The organism is Duganella sp. Leaf61, from assembly GCF_001421905.1.
In the GTDB taxonomy this organism is placed as follows: domain Bacteria; phylum Pseudomonadota; class Gammaproteobacteria; order Burkholderiales; family Burkholderiaceae_D; genus Rugamonas; species Rugamonas zoogloeoides.
The window spans coordinates 1-20,609 of the sequence record NZ_LMLM01000013.1 but is presented as its reverse complement, the minus strand read 5'-3'; the positions used below and the strand labels follow the sequence as shown (position 1 = coordinate 20,609).

The following is a 20,609-nucleotide window of genomic DNA, read 5'->3' as shown; positions in this document are numbered from 1 at the left end:
CGCCACTCGCCGCCAGGTTGCCCCGCGCTGCCGTTCGACTTGCATGTGTAAGGCATGCCGCCAGCGTTCAATCTGAGCCAGGATCAAACTCTTCAGTTYAATCTCTGTTTAAACACTTTCGTGTCTTTGGCCGAACCTTTTAATCGGTTCAAACCCCTCGCATTGCGAGGTGTTTGCTCACTCAAAATACTGACAGGCCACTATTTTCATAGCGCCTATTTCATTACTTYTTGTGAACATTTGATATTTTAAGTATCACGCTGCAAGCAGCGTGTGCACTGTCATCAAACGTCCACACTTATCGACTGTTAATTTTTAAAGAACTTATTCGGCACATTTGATATTTTAAGTATCACGCTGCAAGCAGCGTGTGCACTGTCATCAAACGTCCACACTTATCGACTGTTAATTTTTAAAGAACTTATTCGGTACTGCGTTGCTAACAAAGCGTTTTGTCTGTCAGCGAAGAAGCGAGATTATGAAGTGTTTCTTTTGTCTCGTCAACTTTCTTTTTTCTCGTTTTACTCTGTGTTTGACACAGTGTTCTGCGAGGGACAGAACTATATCGCAGAGTATCCGGACTGGCAAGGGGGTAGCCGTTATTCTCTGTGATATCGTAGCAACGGTTCTCTCTTCCTTATATAAACAAGAATATGTTCATTCCTGCTATTTCTCCCACTGCCGATGAAGCCCTGTCGGACCTGCTCGATCAGGCCATTAATAACAAGACCAAGCCGCTGGGCAGCCTGGGCGTGCTGGAATCGCTGGCGAAACAGCTGGGCCTGATCCAGAACACGCGCGACATTGCCGTGCGCTCACCCGCCATCCTGGTGTTCGCGGCCGACCATGGCGTAGTGGCGGAGGGCATTTCCGCCTATCCGCAGGACGTGACGTGGCAAATGGTGGAAAACTTCCTGGCCGGCGGCGCGGCCATCAATATCTTTGCTGAACAAAACAACTGCGCCTTGCAAGTGATCGACGCCGGCGTCAACCACGCCTTCGGTCCGCGTGACGGCCTGGTCGACCGCAAGCTGGCCAATGGCACCCACAATTTTGCCCAGGAGCCGGCCATGAGCCGCGCCACCTGCCACGCAGCGCTGGCTGCCGGCATGGCACTGGCCGCTGAGCTGGAAGGCAATGTGGTCGGCTTCGGTGAAATGGGTATCGGTAATACCACCGCAGCGGCGGCCCTGATGCACAAGCTCACTGGCATCCCGGTTGCTCAATGCGTGGGCGCCGGCACCGGTCTGTCGCCCGAAGGCGTGTTGCACAAGCAGCGCGTGATCGAAGCGGCAGTGGCCTGCCATGCCTCGGTCAATGAGCCGCTCGACGTCCTGACCACGTTCGGCGGACTGGAAATCACCATGATCGCTGGCGCCATGCTCAAGGCGGCAGCACTGCGCAAGGTGCTGCTGATCGACGGCTTTATCGTCACCAGTGCGCTGCTGGTGGCCGCACGGCTGCAACCGGCCATCCTCGACTACTGCGTGTTTGCCCACTGCTCCGACGAACAAGGCCACCGTCAAATGCTGGCGGCACTCGATGCCAAGCCGCTGTTGTCGCTGGGCCTGCGGCTGGGCGAAGGCACCGGCTGCGCACTGGCGCTGCCGCTGCTGCACGCGGCCGTCAATTTCCTCAGCCGCATGGCCACGTTCGAATCGGCGCAAGTCAGCGCCAAAGCGGATTAACCCATGCACCAGCTCCGCCTGTTCTTCACCGCCCTGCAGTTTTTTACCCGGCTGCCGATCCCGCGCTGGGTAGGATTCGATCCGGCGTGGCTAAACCAGGCGTCGCGCTACTTTCCGCTGGTCGGCGTGGTGGTGGCGCTGATCACGGGCGCCGTGTACGCGGTAGCGTTCAAGCTGTTCCCGCCGGCGATTGCCGCCATACTGTCCACGGCGGCCGGCATCTATGTCACCGGCGCGTTTCATGAGGACGGCTTTGCCGATACCTGCGATGGTTTCGGTGGCGGCATGACCGGAGAACGGGTGCTCGAGATCATGAAGGATTCGCGCATCGGCGCCTATGGCGCGATCGGTATCTTCTGCCTGCTGCTGCTCAAGTGTGCGACCCTGACCATGCTGCCGCCGTACGGCGCAATTGCCGCCTTGCTGTTCGCGCACCCGATGTCGCGCCTGATGGCCACTGGGCTGATCTGGCGCCTCGACTACGCGCGTGCCGAGGGCAAGGCCAAGCCGCTGGCGCAGAAAATGGCGACACCGGAACTTGCCATTGCCGCCATCACCGCGCTGGCGCCGGCACTGCTGCTGATCTGGCTGAACTGGCTGTCGTGGACCATGCTGCTGTCCGGCGTGACGTGCGCGCTGGTGGCTGCCATCTGGCTGGCCCGCAAATTCATGGGCCGCATCGGCGGCTACACGGGCGACTGCCTGGGCGCCGTACAGCAGGTGACGGAAGTGGTGTTCTACCTGTGCGTGCTGGCTGGTCTGCACACCAGCGGCCAGTTCTTCTAGCACCATGCGGCTGGTCCTGATCCGCCACCCGCAGCCCGACGTCGCGCCGGGCGTGTGCTACGGCCAGACCGACCTGGCAGTGGCGCCCGGACACCTGGAGCAGGCCGTCGCCGCATTGCTGCCTCAGGTGCCGGCCGGGCTGCCGCTGTTTTCCAGCCCTTTGCAACGCTGCGCGGCGCTGGCGATGCGCCTGGCGCCCGCCCCCGTGTTCGATGCGCGTCTGGTGGAAATGGATTTTGGCGACTGGGAGATGCAGCCGTGGGACAGCATTCCCCGTGCAGGCGTCGATGCATGGACCGCCGACCTGGCCAACTACCGCCCCGGCAATGGCGAGAGCGTACTGCAGATGGCCGAACGCGTTGCCGCCTTCTATGCCGACTTGCAGCGCCAGCTCGATGACAGCACAGGCGGCGCAGCGATCGTGGTCTGCCACGCCGGCACCATGCGGTTGCTGGCCGCCTGTCACGCCGGCCTGGCGCCGCTGGCAATGGCGCTGCAAGCGGCCGGCGCGCCGCACCGTCTGCCATATGGCGAAGCGCTGATCCTGCCGCACCGCGCCGCCAGGTAAGCGCGCGGTCATGGCTCGATGGCTGCCGAGCCGCTCCTGCCGACCATCCGTCCTGTCCTGGTCGCCACGCCTTGCGCCAACGGCTTTATCGGGCGCGCGCGGAACTACGCGGCACAAAGCCGTATAATGCCCGGGTTTTGGTGCCCGCGCGTCCGTCCGGATGCGCAGTTAAACGGGAAACACGAAGCCCCCTCGACCGGGCCAGCGTGTGCTGCCCCCGCAACGGTCAACAAGCGTCGCCGCTGGCGACACCCCAGTCCTGACAACCACTGTGCGCTGCATGGGAAGGTGGACTGGCCGCTTGTCAGCCCGGATACCGGCCAATCCTGGTGGAAGCACACGAGCCGGCGCGCGCGCCGCCGCACGCTTCTGTTCAATCTGGCCTGCGGGATGCTGGCCGGTTGCCCTTTACAGAAATAGCAATCATGATCCTTCGCTTCACCCCGGCGCTGCCACTGCACACCTCCGCCTTCGCTTTTGTCCTGGCGACCTGCCACGCCCACGCAGAACCTGCATCCACGGTACTGGTCACGGCCACGCGCACGCCGCAAGCGCTGGCCGACGTCATCAGCGACAGCACCACCATCGACGCCGAACAGATCGCCCAGGCGGGCGCCGGCTCCATCGTCGACCTGCTCAAGCGCCAGCGCGGCATCGAGGTCACGCGCAACGGCGGCGCAGGCAGCTCGTCGAACGTCTATATACGCGGCGCCAACAGTAACCAGAGCATCGTGCTGGTCGATGGCGTGCGCATCGGCTCATCGACCACGGGCGCCGCCAACTGGAGCGCGATTCCGCTCACCGCCATCGACCGCATCGAAATCGTCTATGGCCCATTGAGCTCCCTGTATGGCGCCGACGCCATCGGCGGCGTGATCCAGATCTTTACCAAAAAGGGCCAGGGCGCCCCGGCCGTCACCGGTTTCGCCGGCTACGGCAGCGATAACACGCGCGAAGCCGACGCCACGGTGTCCGGCAGCACCGGCGGTGAGCACAGCTTCAGCTACGCCATCAGCGCCGGCAAGGAAAAGTCGGATGGCTTCTCCACCACCCGTCCCGGCCTGTCCTCCTACAACCCGGACGACGACGGCTACGACAAGGAAAACGTCTCCGGCCAATTCGGCCTGCAACTGGCCAAGGGCGTGGAAGCAGGCGCGCTGTTCCTGCATAGCCGCCTCGATGCGCAATACGATTCGGGTCTTTCAGCTTATGACACGCGCAGCGAAAACACCATCGACACCGCCAGCGTGTTCGCCAGGGCGCAGCTGCTGCCATCGTGGCGCAGCCTGCTGCAGTATTCCGAAACCCGCGACAAGGGCGCCAACTACACCAGCGCCACCGCTGCCGGCTACACCCGCATCGACACCAGACAAAGCTTCATCACCTGGCAAAACGACGTGACGATCGGCGCCGACACGTTGCAACTGCTGTACGAGCACCGCAAGGAAGAAGTGGACACCAACGGCGCGGCCGCCATGAACCGCGACCGCAACACCAATTCGTTCGCGGCGTCGTACAACGCCCGCCATGGCGCGCACCTGCTCAGCGCCAGCGCACGGCGCGACAATTCGGTTTACGGTAACAAGAACACCGGCGCCATCGGCTATGGCTACCAGTTCACCCTGGCGCTGCGCGCCACCGCCAGCTATGGCACCAGCTTCCGCGCGCCGACGTATAACGAGTTGTACTTCCCGAACTATGGCAACGCCGCCAACCGGCCGGAAAAAGGCCGCAACGCCGAAGTGGGCCTGCGCTACGACGACGGTGTCAACGCGATGAGCGCCGGCTACTACCGCAACCGCCTGACCGACATGCTGGTCAACACCAATCCGTGCCCGTTCGGTGGCGGCTACACCAGTGGCTGCGCCTACAACGTCAACCGCGCCACGCTGGAAGGCATCACGCTGTCGGCCGCAACGCGCGTGATGGGCGTCAACCTGGGCGCCAACGCCGACCTGCAAGACCCGCAGGACGACACCACCGGCAAACGCCTGATCCGCCGCGCCAAGCGCCACGCCAACGTTACCGCCGATTACGGCACCGGCGCCCTGAAAGCGGGCGTGGAAGTGGAGCTGTCGAGCGCCCGCTTCGAAAACGCCGCCAACACCGTCCGCCTGGGCGGCTACGGCCTGGTAAACCTGTACGCCACGTACGCCTTCACCCGCGACTGGTCCGCTCTGTTGCGCTGGAACAACGTGGCCGATAAACAGTACGATCTGGCCCGCTACTACAATACCCCGGGCGCCAAGGTCTTTGCCGGCATCCGCTACGGCTACAAGTAAACCTTAACGAAAGCTGGTATGGCTGATTTTTCCCGCAATCTGCAGCAGCGCGCCGCCATGGTGTTGGGTGGCCTGGCGCTGTTCGGGCTGGCGGGACTGGTGTTTTCGGGGATGACCGGGTCGGTCGCTGTGGCGCTTGCCGATATGCCGGCCGCCATAGCCGATCTGCTGCATGGCGAGAAGTCGACCTTGGCCGCCACCCTGCTCGACCTGCGCGTGCATCGTGCGCTCACCGCCTTTATTACCGGTGCGGCGCTGTCGCTGGCGGGCGTGATGATGCAGGCCTTGCTGCGCAACCCGCTGGCCGATCCTTATGTACTGGGCATCTCTGCCGGCGCTTCGGTCGGCGCGCTGGCGGCATTGATGTTCATGTGCGCGGCGTGGATGGTCGATGCGGCAGCCTTCGGCGGCGCGGTGGCCGTCTCCATGATGCTGTACCTGCTGGCGCGGCGCGATTTGCGCGGCGGGTCCGCTGCCGATGGCGGCACCGCCCTGCTGCTGCTCACCGGCGTAATCCTGTCCTCGGCCTGCATGGCGCTGGTGACGCTGATGCTGTCGATCGCGCCCGACAGCCGCCTGCGCAGCATGGTGTTCTGGATGATCGGCGATATGGCCGGCGCGCCGCTGCGGTGGATGCCGTGCGTGGTGCTGGTGGCCGCGCTGCTGTTCGCAGTCAAAAATGCACGCGCCATGAACGTGATGGCGCTGCACGCGGAAGCCGCCGCCACGCTGGGCATCCGCGTGGGCGCGCTGCGCAAGGGACTGTTTTTTGTCTCGGGCCTGCTCACTGCCAGCGCGGTCACCACCGCCGGCAGCATCGGCTTCGTGGGGCTGATCGTGCCGCACGCTTGCCGCTTCGCGGTCGGTCCCGACCACCGCCTGCTGATTCCTGCAGCCACGCTGGCCGGCGGCACCTACCTGATGCTGGCCGATACGCTGGCGCGCACCATCATCGCGCCGGAACAGCTGCCCGTTGGCGTGATCACCGCGCTGGTGGGCGCGCCGGTGTTCCTGTATCAGCTACACCGGCTGCGCAAGTGATTCCCATGATGATCACCACCCATCAACTATCCCTGAACATCGGCCAGCGCCAGCTGATCGCCAACCTCGACTGGCAGGTGCGCGCTGGCGAATGCTGGAGCGTGATCGGTCGCAACGGCGCCGGCAAAAGCACCCTGCTGCGCACCCTGGCCGGCTTGCGCCCGCCCGACGCCGGCACCGTATCGATCCGCGCGCGCGCGCTGAAAGACTGGCCGCTGGCCGAACTGGCGCGCCAGCGCGCCTTCCTGGCGCAAAGCCGCAGCGACGCTTTCGCCTACACCGTGATCGAAACCGTGCTCTCGGCGCGCCACCCGTACCACGACCACCGCTACTGGGAAGGCAGCGACGATCACGCCATCGCACTGGCCGCCCTGGCGTCGATGGAAGTGGCCGACCTGGCCCGCCGCGATGTGCGTACCCTATCGGGTGGTGAGCGCCAGCGGGTGGCGATTGCCGCCATGCTGGCGCAGGACACGCCGCTGCTGCTGCTCGACGAACCGGCCAATGCGCTCGACCTGGCGCACCAGGTGAGCGTGATGACGCAGCTGGCGCGCCTGTGCCGCGAGCAGGGCAAGACCGTCGTCATGATCGGCCACGACCTGACCCTGGCGCACAGCGTCTCCACCCACGCGCTGCTGCTGCGTGGCGACGGCCGCTGGCTGGCCGGCGCCAGGGAGGACGTGATGCGCGCCGATATCCTGGGCGACTACCTGGGCCACCCGATAGAAATCATCCGCCACGGCCACCGCAGCATCTTCATCCCTTCCGAGGAGACACCATGACCGAACAGACCAACACCCTTGATACCGGCGACGCCGCCCTGAACGAGCGCCATCGCGTGCGCATGGAGCGCAAGAAAGCCATCATCGATGCCCAGATCGCGTCCGCCAACAAGCAGATCGGCATCATCATCGTCAACACCGGCAACGGCAAGGGCAAGAGCTCGAGCGCGTTCGGCATGGTGGCGCGCGCGCTGGGCCACAACATGAAGGTCGGCGTGGTGCAGTTCATCAAGGGCGCGATGGCTACCGGCGAGGAGCAGTTCCTGCGCCGCTTCCCCGACGAAGTAAGCTTCCACACCATGGGTGAAGGCTACACCTGGGAGACCCAGAACCGCGAACGCGACATCGAAAAAGCCACGCTGGCATGGGAACAGGCCAAGCGCTTCCTCGACGACCCCGCGTATGGCCTGGTGGTGCTCGACGAACTCAATATCGCCCTCAAGTACCGCTACCTCGACGTGGAAATGGTCATCAACGACCTGCTGGCGCGCCCGCAAATGCAGCACGTGGTGATCACTGGCCGCGGCGCGCCACCGGAGCTGATCGCGATTGCCGACACGGTCACCGACATGACGGTCGTAAAGCACGCGTTCAAGGCCGGCATCGCCGCGCAGCTGGGTACCGAGTGGTGAATTACCTCGACGTGAAAGTGGTGATGGTGGCGGCGGTGTCGTCCGGCCAGGGCAAGACCACCTGCACCGCCGCGCTGGCGCGCAAGCTGGTCAAGCTGGGCCGCCGCGTGCGCGTGTTCAAGTGCGGCCCCGATTTCATCGACCCGATGCTGCTCGAACGCGCCACCGGTGCGCCGGTGAATACGCTCGACCTGTGGATGGTCGGCCCTGAGCTATGCCGCAGCCAGCTGGCGCAGGCCGCGCAAGAGGCGGACGTGATCCTGATCGAAGGCGTGATGGGCTTATATGACGGCACGCCATCGTCGGCCGATGTCGCGCGCACCTTCGGCGTGCCGGTACTGGCCGTGATCGATGCTTCCGCCATGGCGCAAACCGCCGGCGCCATCGTGATGGGCCTGCGCGACTACGGCCCGGTGCAGATGGCAGGCGTGATCGCCAACCGCATCGCCAGCGAAAACCACGGCAAGATGGTGGCCGCGTCGCTGCGCGACATTCCGCTGTTTGCCACCATGCCGCGCCAGCAGGTGTCACTGCCGGAACGCCACCTGGGACTGGTGGTCCCCGGCGAAATCCACAATCTCGACGCCCTGCTCGACCAACTGGCCGACCAGCTGATGTTCGACGAAGCGGCGTGGGAAGCCCTGGCGCCGGTACGCATCGAAATTCCACCAGCGCCAGCAGCGGCACTGGAATCGACGCCGCTGCAAGGCACGACAATTGCGATTGCCCGCGACGCCGCCTTCATGTTTTTGTATCCCGCCAACCTGGACCTGTTGCGCGCGCTGGGCGCCGAGCTGACCTTCTTCTCGCCGCTGGCCGACGAACCGGTGCCAACCGAGGCGCACGCGGTGTACCTGCCCGGCGGCTATCCCGAACTCCACGCGCCTGCGTTGAGCGCAGCAGCCACCTGGCGCGCCTCGATCCGCGCGGCGCACGCCGCCGGCATGCCCATCGTGGCTGAATGCGGCGGCATGATGGCGCTGGCCGATACCCTCGCCGACCAGCAGGGGCAAGCATGGCCGATGGCCGGCCTGCTGCCGGGTGCTGTGGCGATGCAGCCACGCCTGGCCGGCCTGGGACCGCAGGGACTGCCCACCGACGACGGCATTCTGCGCGGGCACACCTTCCATTATTCAAAACTGACAACCACAGTGGCGCCAGCCGCGCATACAATCAAGCACCCCTCCGCAATCCAGGGTGAAGCCTGGTATCGCGTTGGCTCATTGACCGCTTCGTATTTTCACGCATATTACCCATCCAACCCGGCGGCGGCAGCCGCCTTGTTCATGAGGAGACACGGATGACACGTACACTGGTTCTGGGAGGCGCGCGCTCGGGCAAGAGCGCTTACGCCGAACGCCTGGCCATCGAGTCCGGCAAGGAAGTCGTTTATATCGCCACCGCCACGGCCGGCGACGCCGAAATGGCAGCGCGCATCGCCCATCACAAGGGCAGCCGCCCCGGCGAGTGGACCACGGTGGAAGAACCGCTGGCACTGGGCAACCAACTGCTGCGCTGGTCGTCGCCCGAACGCCTGATCCTGGTCGATTGCCTCACGCTCTGGCTGAGCAACCTGCTGTTCTCCAGCGGCCAGGAATACCCGGACGTGGGCGAAATCACGCTGCCCGCCTTGTTCCACGAACAGCACGACATGCTGGCCAGCGCGCTGACCAAATGCAGCAGCGACATCGTGCTGGTATCGAACGAGGTAGGCCTGGGCATCATGCCGTTCGGCGCCATCTCGCGCTGCTTCCTCGACGAACAGGGCCGCCTCAATCAATCGGTGGCGGCCATTTGCGACCGCGCAGTGTTCGTCGCCGCCGGCCTGCCGCTGGTCCTGAAGGGATGATCGCTGGGTTGACCTTTGCCGCCATCGCGGTGCTGATGGTTGCCGGTGTGCTGCTGGACCTGCTGCTGGGCGAAGCACGCCGCTGGCATCCGCTGGTCGGCTTTGGCAACCTGGCGATCGGGCTGGAACGCCGGCTCAATCGCGGCACCGGCAAGGCGCGCTTCCGGCGCGGCGTGCTGGCCTGGATGCTGGCGGTGCTGCCAGCCACCGCGCTGGCCGCGCTGCTGGCGTGGGCAGCTGCCACGGTGAGTTTCTGGCTGGCGGCCGCCGTACACGCGGCCATGCTGTATGTGTGCCTCGGCTTGCGCAGCCTGCGCGAACACAACCTCCCCATCGCCCACGCACTGGCGCAAAACGATCTGCCGCAGGCGCGCTATCTCACCTCGCGCATCGTCAGCCGCGATACCAGCAGCGCCAGCGAAGTGGAACTCACGCGCGCCAGCGCCGAATCGCTGCTGGAAAACGGCAACGACGCGGTATTCGCCACCCTGTTCTGGTTCATCGTTGGCGGCGGCCCGGGTGCGGTCATGTTCCGCATGGCGAACACGCTCGACGCCATGTGGGGCTACCGCACCGAGCGCCTGCTGCGCTTCGGCTGTGCCGCCGCGCGTATTGACGACGCCTTCAATTACCTGCCCGCGCGGCTGACCGCCCTGTCGTACGTGCTGCTGGCGCCCGGCCTGGCCGCCAAGCGGCGCGCCTGGCAATGCTGGCGCGCGCAGGCGCCGCTGTGGGACAGCCCCAATGCCGGCCCGGTCATGGCCAGTGGTGCCGGCTCACTCGGCGTGCAACTGGGCGGCGCGGCCATCTACCACGGCCAGCTTGAAGAACGCCCGGTGCTCGGCGCCGGCGTGCCCGCCACCGGGGTCGATATCCGCCGCGCGTGGAAGCTGGTTACGCACGCCACCGCGCTGTGGCTGATTGCCGGCCTGGCGCTGGCGCTTTTGCTGGAACTGCTGGAGGTGCTCCATGCTTGAACACGGCGGCAACCTGCGCGACGCCACGCTGCGCTTCGGCCGCTCCGACTGGCTCGACCTGTCCACCGGCCTCAATCCGCGCTGGTATCCGGCGCCCGCGCTGCCCGGCAACGCGTGGCACCGCCTGCCCGAAGCATCGCCGGAACTGGCCGCAGCAGCGCAAGCATGCTACGGCGCGCCGCTGATGCTGCCGGTGGCCGGCACGCAAGCCGCGATCCAGGCCCTGCCCCGGCTGCGCAGCCCTTCGCGCGTGACGGTGGCGGCGCCCTCGTATGCCGAACATGCACACCACTGGAAGGGCCACGGCCACACGCTCATGCAAACGCCGTATGCGGAACTCGATGCGGCCATCGCGCGCAGCGACGTGGTGGTGGTCTGCAATCCGAACAATCCCACCGGCGCCACCGTGCCTGCTGCGCAGTTGCTGGCGTGGGCGCAGCAGTTGGCGTCACGCGGCGGCTGGCTGGTGGTCGATGAAGCATTTGGCGACACCGCGCAGCACAACAGCGTGGCATCGCAAAGCAGCCAGCCGGGATTGATCGTGCTGCGCTCTGTTGGAAAATTCTTCGGCCTGGCCGGCATCCGCCTCGGCTTTGTCGCTGCCCACGCCGACCTGCTGCGCGACCTGGCCGACCTGCTCGGACCCTGGACCATCAGCGGTCCCGCCCAGCACATCGCGCTCGCCGCGCTGCAAGACCGCGCCTGGCAAGCAGACACCCACGCCTACCTGCACGCGGGGGGCGCACGCCTGGCCGCGCTGCTCGCCAGCCACGGCATCGCCTCAACCGGCACGCCACTGTTCCAGTGGTGGGCCGAACCGCAACCGGAAGCGTTCTGGCAGCACATGGCCGAACGTGGCGTGTGGGTGCGGCTGTTCCGCGAGGCCGCGCGCGGCATCCGCCTGGGCCTCCCTCCCGACGAAGCAGGCTGGCAGCGCCTGGAATCCGCATTGAAAGAATGGACCGACAAATGAAACGCATCACATCCCTGGCGCTGCTGTCGCTGACAGCCATCTCGATGACCGCCAACGCTGCCATCACCGTGCGCGACGACGACGGCAACGTCATCACCCTGGCCAAGCCGGCCCAGCGCATCGTCGCCATGTCGCCGCACGTGACCGAGTTGCTGTTCGCGGCCGGCGGCGGCGAGCGCATCGTCGGCGCCGTCACCTATAGTGACTACCCGGAAGCGGCCAAGAAGATTCCGCGCATTGGCACCAACCGGCAAATCGACATGGAGCGCGTGATCGCCATGAAGCCGGACCTGATCGTGGCCTGGATGCATGGCAGCTCCGAGCGCCAGATCGACACCCTGCGCCAGCTGGGCATCCCGATCTTCCACAGCGAACCGTTGAAACTCGACGGCATCGCCGACAACGTCCAGCGCCTGGGCCAGTTGCTCGGCACGGAAAACGTGGCGCAACCGGCCGCCGCGCAAATCCGCGCGCAATTCGCCGCGCTGACGAAACAGTATGCCAGCCGGCCGCCGGTCCGCATGTTCTACCAGGTATGGGACAAGCCGCTGTATACCCTGAGTGGCGGCTCGATCGTCACCGACGCCATGCGCGTGTGCGGCGGCGTCAATATCTTTGCCGACCTGAAGGTGACGGCACCGGTGGTCAGCATCGAAGGCGTGCTGCAAGCCGATCCCGAAGCGATCTTCGGCACCGCCGAAAAGGACTACGGCGGCGTCACGCTGTGGAAGCAGTACACCACCATGAAGGCGGTCCGCAACGGCAACCTGTTTACGCTCGACGGCGAACTGCTCAACCGCGCCGGCCCGCGCATGGTGGACGGCACCCGCGCCATGTGCGAGATGCTGGAGCAGGCGCGCCAGCGGCGGAAGAACTGATGGCGTTTCCCTACACGACCCTGATGGTGCAAGGCACCACGTCCGACGCCGGCAAAAGCACCGTGGTGGCGGCGCTGTGCCGGCTGCTCAAGCGCGACGGCGTGCGCGTGGCGCCGTTCAAGCCGCAAAACATGGCGCTCAACAGCGCGGTGACAGCCGACGGCGGCGAAATCGGCCGCGCCCAGGCGCTGCAGGCGATTGCCGCCGGCGTGGCGCCGCACACCGACATGAACCCGGTACTATTAAAACCTTCGAGCGATATCGGCGCGCAAGTGATCATCCACGGCCAGGTACGCGCCGAGATGAATGCGCGCGACTACCACCGCTACAAAACGGTGGCGATGGAAGCTGTACTGGAGTCGCACCAGCGCCTGCTGGCGCAATACGATTGCGTGATGGTCGAAGGCGCCGGCAGCCCGGCCGAAATCAACCTGCGCTCGCGCGACATCGCCAACATGGGTTTTGCCGAGAAGGTCGATTGCCCGGTCATCCTGGTGGCCGATATCGACCGCGGTGGCGTGTTCGCCCACCTGGTGGGCACTTTGTCGTGCCTGTCGGAGAGCGAGCGGGCGCGCACCATCGGTTTCGTGATCAACCGTTTCAGGGGCGACATCAAGCTGCTCGAACCGGGCCTGGAATGGCTGGAACAGCAAACCGGCAAGCCGGTGCTGGCCGTGCTGCCGTATTTGCATGGCCTGTTCCTTGATGCGGAGGATGCGGTGCAGGCGGTGCAGGCCTCGACCGGCGCGTTTCGCGTGGTGGTCCCGAGCCTGCCGCGCATGAGCAACCACACCGACTTCGACGCACTGCGCGCGCACCCGGACGTGGACTTGCGCTTCGTGTGCCAGGGCGAGCCGATTCCGCCAGCGGATTTGATCATCCTCCCGGGCAGCAAGAACACGCGCGGCGACCTGGCGTGGCTGCACACGCAAGGCTGGCCCGCCGCCATCGCGCGCCACCTGCGCTACGCCGGCAAGGTGATCGGCGTGTGCGGCGGCTTCCAGATGCTGGGTACCAGCGTGCTTGATCCCCTCGGCATGGAGGGCCATGCCGGCGCTTCACCGGCCCTGGGCCTGCTCGACATGGCCACCGAAATGACGCCGCACAAGCGGCTGGTGCAAGTGCATGGCCGTTGCGCTTTCAACGACGACGGCGCGCCAGTGACGGGCTACGAAATCCACATGGGCACCTCGACCGGCGCCGCGCTAACCCGGCCGGCGTTCAGCATCGACGGCCGGCCCGAGGGCGCGGTGTCCGCCGATGGCCAGATTCTCGGCACCTATTTGCACGGCCTGTTCGACACGCCACAGGCATGCAGCGCGCTGCTGCGCTGGGCCGGGCTCGATACACAGAACACGGTCGATACGTCTGCCCTGCGCGAGGCCAGCCTGGAACGCATCGCCGACGCCACCCAGCCGCTGTACGATGCGCTGAAGGCACTCACCACGCTCAAGGCGGCGCACTGAATCACACCGCCGGGTATTCCTCGAGCTTGCGGTTGCCCGGACCGGCCAGGGTGCGCAGGCTGCGCTCCACCGCTGCCGTGTACTCGTGCTTTTGCACGGTATCGACGAAGCGGAAGTCGCAGCGTACCTGCTCGTGGCTGGCGGTGATTACCAAGTAACCGCGCTTGCTGGTCTCGGCGTAGTACAGCGGCGCGATCATGTCGGTCATCATGGCCGCCACGTCGTCCGGGCTGCGACCCCGGTGGCCGCCTTCCATACCGGGTGACGTTACGCCCGGAGTGGCAAATTCCACGCCCACCTGGCGGCCGCTGGCGTCCAACAGGTTGCTGGCCCAAGCGTTATGGGTGTCGCCGGCCAGCACCACCATGTTCTTGCGGTGCCGCGCCATGATGGCGAACAGCCGTTCGCGCTCGCTCTGGTAGCCGTCCCACGAATCGAGGTAGCACGGCAGCGATGGCGATGCGAGCCAGTGCCGTTCGCGGTCGGTCACGCTCGCGGGGTCGAGCGTCGCGCGGCGCTTGGCCGCCACGTAATCGGTGCTCGAACATTCACCCAGCACCACCGCCTGCGGATACTCCATGCGCGCCATTAGCACCTGCTGCCCCAGCATCTGCCAGCGTGCGGTCGATTGTTCCACTTGCCGGTCGAGCCATGCCATCTGCTCGGCGCCCATCATCTGCCGGCGCGGCGAATACAGGTCGCTGCGATACCTGGCCTCGTCGAACTGCTTGTTGGCATCGAAGTACGAGGACATCATCAGTTGCTGGTCGCGGCCGATCACGCGGGTATCGAGCATGTGCAACGAGACGATGCCGCCGAAGTCGAACGAGCGGTATATCTTGTCAAGCGCCGAGGGGTCGGGGGTGCGGATCGGCATCCACTCGTGGTAGGCGGTGGCCGCCGCCAGCTTGCGCAGCTTGAACGGACCGTAGGCGCTGGTCTTGTGGTCGAGCGAGCCGTCGCGCCAGGTGTCGTCGGCGATTTCGTGGTCGTCCCACACGGCGATGAACGGCATGGCCGCATGCACCGCCTGCAGATCGGCATCGCTGCGGTACTGGGCATAGCGGCGACGGTAGTCTTCGAGGCGCAGCAGCACGTCGCGCGGCTCGGACACGCGGTCAAGCTGTTTGCCCTGCTCGGCGCCGTAACCGCTGCTTTCGTACTCGTAGATGTAGTCGCCCAGGTGCAGCGCGGCGTCGATATCGCCCTGCAGCGCGGCATCGGCATACACGTTGAAAAAGCCGAACGGGTAGTTCGAGCACGAGAACACCGCCAGCTTTACTTGCCGTACATCGGCGCGCGGCAGCGTCCTGGTGCGGCCCACCGTGGATTTCGCGGCGCCGGACTCGAACTGGTAATGGTACACATGGCCCGGCAACAGGCCGGCAGCGTCCACCTTGACGGTGTAGTCCTGGTGCGCGGACGTGGTCACACTGCCAGAGGCGACCACCGAGCGCATGGCGGCGTCGGTGGCCAGTTGCCAGCGCACGGCGATGTCGCCGCCGCCATTGTCCTGGCCCGGCGTTACGCGCGTCCACAGGATCACGCGGTCGTTCAGGGGGTCGCCGCTGGCCACGCCATGGGCAAAGCGCAGCGGGCCGACGTTGTCGGCGTTGTCACCATGGCTGGCGGTACTGGTGCAGGCACCAAGCGCAGTGCCCAGCAGCGCGGTGCCTGCCACTTGGCGCATAAAGCCGCGCCGTCCAGGAATTGGCGGTTGATCGTGCATCTGGCCTCCTCGATATGGTTGCACGCACCATAGCGCTTGCGCGTGACCGCATCATGACGGCACCTCTCCCGCATGCCCGGTGACCTGCTTTGCGCATTTATGGGAAAATCGGCAGATGGATACTACCGCTCAAAATTCCGCGCCTGCGCCCGAACCATCCCCCGCCGAAGTGGCGGCCAAGCGCTACCTGCCCTGGGTGGTAGCCACCGCCCTGTTCATGGAGCAGCTGGACTCCACCATCGTTAACACTGCGATCCCCAGCATGGCGGCAAGCCTGCAAGTGACGCCGCTCAGCCTCAAGGCGGTAGTCACCAGCTATGTGCTCAGCCTCGCGGTGGCGATTCCCGTCAGCGGCTGGATGGCCGACCGCTTCGGCACCCGGCGCGTGTTCATGAGCGCCATCACCATTTTTACGATTGCCTCGATCCTGTGCGGCCTGTCGGTCAATTCGCCGATGCTGGTGGCGTCACGGCTGCTGCAAGGTTTTGGCGCGGCGATGATGATGCCGGTCGGGCGCCTGGCCATCGTGCGCACCTTCCCCAAGTCCGAACTGCTGGCGGCGATGAACTTCGTGATCATCCCGGCGCTGATCGGGCCCCTGCTTGGTCCCACAGTGGGCGGCTTGATCGTGCACTGGATGACGTGGCGCGAGATTTTCTTCGTCAACGTCCCGGTGGGTATCGCCGCGCTGTACCTGGCCAACAAGCACATGCCCGACTACCGCAGCGAGGATGCGCGGCCGCTCGACTTCATTGGCCTGGTGTTGTTCGGTACCGGTGTAGCGCTGTTGTCATGGCTGCTCGAGGTGTTCGGCGAACACCGGCTCGATGTGACGTCGATGTCGGTGCTGCTGTTTATCGCCTGCTCGCTGCTGGCCGCCTATGTGTGGCACGCGCGCGAAGCGGCGTACCCGCTGCTGCGCATCGCCCTGTTCAAGGTGCGCACCTTCCGCGTCTCGGTCATGGGTGGTTTTATCACCCGCATCGGTGTCGGCGGGCTGCCGTTCCTGCTGCCGTTGCTGTACCAGTTGGGACTGGGCCTGCCGGCCTGGCAATCGGGCCTGTTGATGATGCCGTCGGCGGCGGCGGCCATGTTCATGAAGTTCATCTCGGCGCGGGTGCTGGCGCGCTTCGGCTACCGCCAGGTGCTCACCGTGAACACGGTGCTGATCGGGATTACCATCAGCCTGTTCTCGTTCGTCCAGCAAGGCACGCCGATTTACGTGATCGTGATGATCAGCCTGTGCCTGGGCTTTTTCAATTCGCTGCAGTTCTCGAGCATGAACACCATCGCCTACGCCGACGTGGAAGGTAACGACAGCAGCATGGCCAGCACCATCGCCAGCTCGATGCAGCAGTTGTCGGTGAGTTTCGGCCTGGCGGCCGGTTCGCTGATCACGGGCTGGTATCTCGGCGACGTGCCGCAATCGAACCGCATCGCGCTCACCTCGGCGCTGCATTACGCCTTCCTCACGCTGGCCGTCATGACCATCCTGTCGTCGATCACGTTCTGGTCGCTGCGCAAGAGCGACGGCGAGAGTATCAGCAAGGGCAGCGCTTAACGTTTTCTGAGCAGGAACTCATGGTGACAGGCCAGGCAGCGTATGCGCACGCTGCCCGCCAGCAGCCGCATCCACCAGGCGCGCGGAATGCGCCGGGTCCAGTCCGACCCGCACCGCGTGCACGTATACTGCGGCGCCGCCGACATCAGCGCAGGGGCCGCACGATCAGGCGGTTCACGTAGGGGTCCAGCAGCAGCGGGCCATCGTACGGTTCCGGCGCATACTGGTAGGCATAGCTGGGCAACAGCGAATATTGGATCTGCAGCATCAGCCGTGGCAACCGGTGCGGCGCCGTGCCCTTGTGGATGCCGGCCGTATCGACTGCGAAGCAAAAGCCGCGCGTGCCGGTGGCCGTGAGCAGCTGTTCGGCGCCGTAATTGGCGGAGATCTCGTCATCGCTGTAAAAGCGCAGCCGCACCGGCGCCTGCGTCAGGTGGCTGCCGTGCAAATACACGTGCGGTCCGGCGTCGTGATCGACATCGGTCAGGTACACCAGCACCTTCACATAGCGCCAATCCTCCGAGTCGCGATGAAACGCCTGCAAATCGCTGGCGTCCCCTGACACCGGAAACGACCAGCGCAAACCCAGCGCCGAGATGGTGGGTTTGCAGCGTATATAGCGCGCGGCCAGGCCCAGCAGCGGCGCGCTGTTGGCCAGCGCCAGGATATGCGGGCAGGCGATCACGTCGCGCAGATTGTAATCGGCCACGCGCACGCCTTGCGGCGCCTGCGCCAGCGCGAACAGCGCGCGTTCACGGTCGCGATCGGTCAGCATTTTGTCTTGCAGGTAGGTGCGGATGGCATCGCATTGCGCGCTGCTGAGCAGGTTGCCAAGCGGCGCGTAGCCGCCCTGACTAAGATCGGACAGAGCCTTCGCTTCCACGGCGCTGGCGGCGTGCAGCTCGCGCCCGCTGCCATGACGCAGGCGCAGCGCGCCGGTCAGGGTGCGCACCACCAACCGGCGCAACGCCGGTCGCGTAACGAGTCGCTGGCTGTAATACAGCAGGCTGTGTAACGGAGCAAAGCGGCGACCGGGTGTCAGCTGCGCATATTCCATGAAGAAATCCTTCCAGGGTTATCCCTGAGAAGGTAGCAATCAGCTGTGCCGCTGCCTTGATGTGGGCTAAGAATCAGGCCCACAATGAGATAAGGCGTCCCTTATCTCTTGCCGGTCCGGTCGCCTAGAACGACGTCAGCGCCTTGGTGAACTTGATCAGCCACAGGCGGCTTGGGCGCTCGAGGTCGGTACCGCGCGCAACGCGGATGGTGTTGCCGGGCGCACAACCGGCAGCGCTGCTGGCGATGATGGCGCCGTTGGCATCGACATTGCACTTGGTAACGTCGGCATCTTCGATCACTACGCCAGCGGCATTGAACACCTTGGTTTTCATGCCGAAGTCGTTGTCGTTGACCAGAGCCAGGGTGTTGCCGTCAACAATCGTCAAACCTTCGGCCTTTTCGGCCAGCCAGCCAATTGCATTCAAGTCCAGCAACACGGTTTTTTTCATGGCGACCACCGATTTCCAGTCGGCGCCGTTGACGGCCGCGCCGCCCATGCTGCTTTTTTCCAGGTCGGACGTGGCGGCGTTGTAAGCCGTCGCCGAAATATCGGTGGCAGCACCGATTTCCACCAGCATCAGCTTGTTGAATACGTTGCCGCCAGGCGCGGCGCCCTGCTCGATCACGATGAATTTGCCGTTACCCAGCGCGACCACGTCTCCGAGCTTGGCATTGCCGGTGCGACCATCCTGGTAGTCGGCGGCGTCCAACGGATACGCGTACATCGTGCCCGAGGTGCCCGTCGTCGGATCGAATTCGGTCCAGCGCGTGAAGCGCGCAAAACGTTCGATCGCTTCGCTTTTGCCGGTCACCGTGTAGAGAGTATTGCCGTCAGTAAGCGGGCTTTGCAGGAAACCGTGCAGTTTGTCGGTGCTGGTATCGAGCGCCATGCCTTCCATGCCGCGATTGGCGCGGCGCTTGGCGAAAATCGTCGGCAAGCCGGTGCCCGGCGCATACTTGTTGAGGATGATGCCGGTGGCCGGATCGATCTTCTCGATGAACGGACCATATTCATCGGATACCCACAGCACGTTGCGCTTCTTGTCGAACACGATCGCTTCGGAGTCGAGCCCGCCCGCGTTGAAGGTGGCCTTGCTGGCGGCGTCATATTTCATCGCATCCATCACCGGCAGCTCGGACGTGTAGCCCACGGTGCCCGGCGCTACCGGCAAGCCAGACGTGGCAACCGTTGCCGAGACCTTGATCGGCGTGGACGATGTCAGCACCGCGCCCGACTTGCCCACCGTGATCACCCCAAACGAAGGCGCAAAACTCGGCGACGGAAAAATTTTGCTGCCAGTCACGCCGGTGCCGCTCAATGCAGGCAGATTGGGGCCGTCGCCGTTGGGGCCGCGATCGGTCAGGCCATAGAACTCGAGGTCGCCATTGGCGTTGGTACCCTTGAAGGCCAGGGCCGAGCCGTACGATGGCAGGAAGCCGAGCGGGAATTCTTCCTTGACCCTGGCGTTGCTACCTTCGTAGGGAATGTAGAACTTGCTGTCGGCCTGGACCTGGTAGCGGATGACAGTGACGGCCACGTCGCCCAGGGTATTTTTCTGGGTGAAGGTTTCGTTCACCGGCGTACCGCGCTTGGATGCGAGCGTGTCTTCGAAATGTTCGCGCACCAGCGCGCGGCGGCTGTCATCCACGCTGCGCGCGGCATATTTGGCGCCGGCCTTGGCCAGGGTGGCGCCCAGATTGGTATTGAAAGCGGAGGCAGCGGCGTTGAAGTCAACAGTTTGGGCGGCCAGTGCAGTCTTGGCCTCGGCGGTCAGCTTGATGCCGTTCGACGGATCGTTGTCATCGTCGAGCAATTGCAGGGTCAGCAGTCGGTTGATCACTTTGGCGTCCTTGATATCGACCACGCGGGCTAGTTCCAGCGGAGTGACCGTGGCCGCACACAAGGTGCTGCCCAGGGCGATGCCGCCAATACTGAACGTGACGGTGTCGCCAGCATAGCAGGTGAACTCGCCCTTGGCGTTGGTGACCGCCTTTGGTGCGGCGCCAGCGACATAATCGAGGTTTTCGACCACGCCATCGAGGAACACACCGGTCATGGCCGGATTGACGGGCGCCGCCGCATCGTGGTCGTTGCTACCACAGCCTGCCAGAACCGAGATTACCGCGAGCGACACCAGGGAAAGACGCATCATGCTGAACCACCTCTTATTGGGAAAGAGACAAGTCTAGCGGTCATAAGTGACAAGAATATGACCTACAAATGCGAAAAACCCCCAACCGGATCACCGGAAGGGGGTTTTTCTATATAACTAGCCTGACGATAACCTACTTTCACACTGGTTGCAGCACTATCATCGGCGCAAAGTCGTTTCACGGT

The 20,609-nt window shown here is 64.7% G+C and carries 17 protein-coding genes, 1 rRNA gene and 1 riboswitch; of the genes, 14 read left to right on the top strand and 4 right to left on the bottom strand.

What is annotated here, in order from left to right; all coding sequences use genetic code 11:
* Nucleotides 1–99: ribosomal RNA gene (locus ASF04_RS12795) — 16S ribosomal RNA — on the bottom strand; the annotation flags it as partial.
* A gap of 554 nt (nt 100–653) precedes the next feature.
* On the opposite strand from ASF04_RS12795, the gene cobT reads away from it, so the two are divergent.
* The 13 genes from cobT (at nt 654) to ASF04_RS12730 (ending at nt 13,922) form a co-directional block, all read left to right on the top strand.
* On the top strand, nt 654–1,688 hold the full coding sequence (gene cobT, locus ASF04_RS12790) for a nicotinate-nucleotide--dimethylbenzimidazole phosphoribosyltransferase (protein WP_056142092.1): 1,035 nt from the start codon (nt 654–656) through the stop codon (nt 1,686–1,688).
* A 3-nt stretch (nt 1,689–1,691) separates the two neighbouring features.
* Nucleotides 1,692–2,474 carry an adenosylcobinamide-GDP ribazoletransferase gene (locus ASF04_RS12785; RefSeq protein WP_056142089.1) on the top strand — a complete coding sequence of 261 codons (783 nt, stop codon included), beginning with the start codon at nt 1,692–1,694 and terminating at the stop codon, nt 2,472–2,474.
* Between the two features lie 4 nt (nt 2,475–2,478).
* A complete protein-coding gene (locus tag ASF04_RS12780; RefSeq protein WP_056142086.1) occupies nt 2,479–3,042 on the top strand; it encodes a histidine phosphatase family protein in 564 nt (187 codons plus the stop codon).
* Nucleotides 3,043–3,163: 121 nt separating this feature from the next.
* A riboswitch (cobalamin riboswitch) is annotated at nt 3,164–3,382 on the top strand.
* A gap of 85 nt (nt 3,383–3,467) precedes the next feature.
* Nucleotides 3,468–5,324, top strand: a complete 1,857-nt coding sequence (locus tag ASF04_RS12775; protein ID WP_056142083.1) for a TonB-dependent receptor domain-containing protein — start codon at nt 3,468–3,470, stop codon at nt 5,322–5,324.
* An 18-nt stretch (nt 5,325–5,342) separates the two neighbouring features.
* Nucleotides 5,343–6,365, top strand: a complete 1,023-nt coding sequence (locus ASF04_RS12770) for an iron ABC transporter permease (RefSeq protein ID WP_056142080.1) — start codon at nt 5,343–5,345, stop codon at nt 6,363–6,365.
* A gap of 8 nt (nt 6,366–6,373) precedes the next feature.
* The gene (locus tag ASF04_RS12765; protein ID WP_056142097.1) at nt 6,374–7,147 is read left to right on the top strand and encodes an ABC transporter ATP-binding protein; all 774 of its coding nucleotides are present in this window, start codon (nt 6,374–6,376) and stop codon (nt 7,145–7,147) included.
* Complete coding sequence (cobO, locus tag ASF04_RS12760; RefSeq protein ID WP_056142077.1) at nt 7,144–7,779, top strand: cob(I)yrinic acid a,c-diamide adenosyltransferase; 636 nt, start codon at nt 7,144–7,146, stop codon at nt 7,777–7,779. The genes ASF04_RS12765 and cobO overlap by 4 nt, the downstream gene beginning before the upstream one ends.
* Nucleotides 7,780–7,802: 23 nt before the next feature.
* Nucleotides 7,803–9,083: a cobyrinate a,c-diamide synthase gene (locus ASF04_RS12755; RefSeq protein WP_056142095.1), complete on the top strand. Its 1,281-nt coding sequence runs from the start codon at nt 7,803–7,805 to the stop codon at nt 9,081–9,083.
* Nucleotides 9,080–9,628 carry a bifunctional adenosylcobinamide kinase/adenosylcobinamide-phosphate guanylyltransferase gene (gene cobU, locus ASF04_RS12750; protein WP_019924913.1) on the top strand — a complete coding sequence of 183 codons (549 nt, stop codon included), beginning with the start codon at nt 9,080–9,082 and terminating at the stop codon, nt 9,626–9,628. The genes ASF04_RS12755 and cobU overlap by 4 nt, the downstream gene beginning before the upstream one ends.
* Nucleotides 9,625–10,605: an adenosylcobinamide-phosphate synthase CbiB gene (gene cbiB / locus ASF04_RS12745; RefSeq protein ID WP_056142074.1), complete on the top strand. Its 981-nt coding sequence runs from the start codon at nt 9,625–9,627 to the stop codon at nt 10,603–10,605. Before cobU ends, cbiB begins: the two co-directional genes overlap by 4 nt.
* Nucleotides 10,598–11,578 (top strand): threonine-phosphate decarboxylase CobD, encoded by a 981-nt coding sequence (gene cobD / locus ASF04_RS12740; RefSeq protein ID WP_056142072.1) that lies wholly within the window; start codon nt 10,598–10,600, stop codon nt 11,576–11,578. Before cbiB ends, cobD begins: the two co-directional genes overlap by 8 nt.
* Nucleotides 11,575–12,456 (top strand): cobalamin-binding protein, encoded by an 882-nt coding sequence (locus tag ASF04_RS12735; RefSeq protein ID WP_056142069.1) that lies wholly within the window; start codon nt 11,575–11,577, stop codon nt 12,454–12,456. Before cobD ends, ASF04_RS12735 begins: the two co-directional genes overlap by 4 nt.
* Nucleotides 12,456–13,922 (top strand): cobyric acid synthase, encoded by a 1,467-nt coding sequence (locus tag ASF04_RS12730; protein ID WP_056142066.1) that lies wholly within the window; start codon nt 12,456–12,458, stop codon nt 13,920–13,922. Before ASF04_RS12735 ends, ASF04_RS12730 begins: the two co-directional genes overlap by 1 nt.
* Nucleotide 13,923: 1 nt before the next feature.
* Here the strand turns inward: ASF04_RS12730 and ASF04_RS12725 are convergent, their stop codons facing one another.
* Nucleotides 13,924–15,612, bottom strand: coding sequence for an alkaline phosphatase (locus ASF04_RS12725; protein WP_082488735.1), 1,689 nt, complete (start codon nt 15,610–15,612; stop codon nt 13,924–13,926).
* Nucleotides 15,613–15,766: 154 nt separating this feature from the next.
* On the opposite strand from ASF04_RS12725, the gene ASF04_RS12720 reads away from it, so the two are divergent.
* A complete protein-coding gene (locus tag ASF04_RS12720; RefSeq protein WP_056142060.1) occupies nt 15,767–17,212 on the top strand; it encodes a DHA2 family efflux MFS transporter permease subunit in 1,446 nt (481 codons plus the stop codon).
* A gap of 145 nt (nt 17,213–17,357) precedes the next feature.
* Here ASF04_RS12720 and ASF04_RS12715 read toward each other — a convergent pair whose 3' ends face one another.
* Together ASF04_RS12715 and ASF04_RS12710 are read right to left on the bottom strand one after the other, a co-directional pair.
* Nucleotides 17,358–18,269: a phytanoyl-CoA dioxygenase family protein gene (locus tag ASF04_RS12715; protein WP_056142057.1), complete on the bottom strand. Its 912-nt coding sequence runs from the start codon at nt 18,267–18,269 to the stop codon at nt 17,358–17,360.
* A 124-nt stretch (nt 18,270–18,393) separates the two neighbouring features.
* Nucleotides 18,394–20,424 carry an esterase-like activity of phytase family protein gene (locus ASF04_RS12710; RefSeq protein WP_056142054.1) on the bottom strand — a complete coding sequence of 677 codons (2,031 nt, stop codon included), beginning with the start codon at nt 20,422–20,424 and terminating at the stop codon, nt 18,394–18,396.
* Nucleotides 20,425–20,609: the final 185 nt, after the last annotated feature.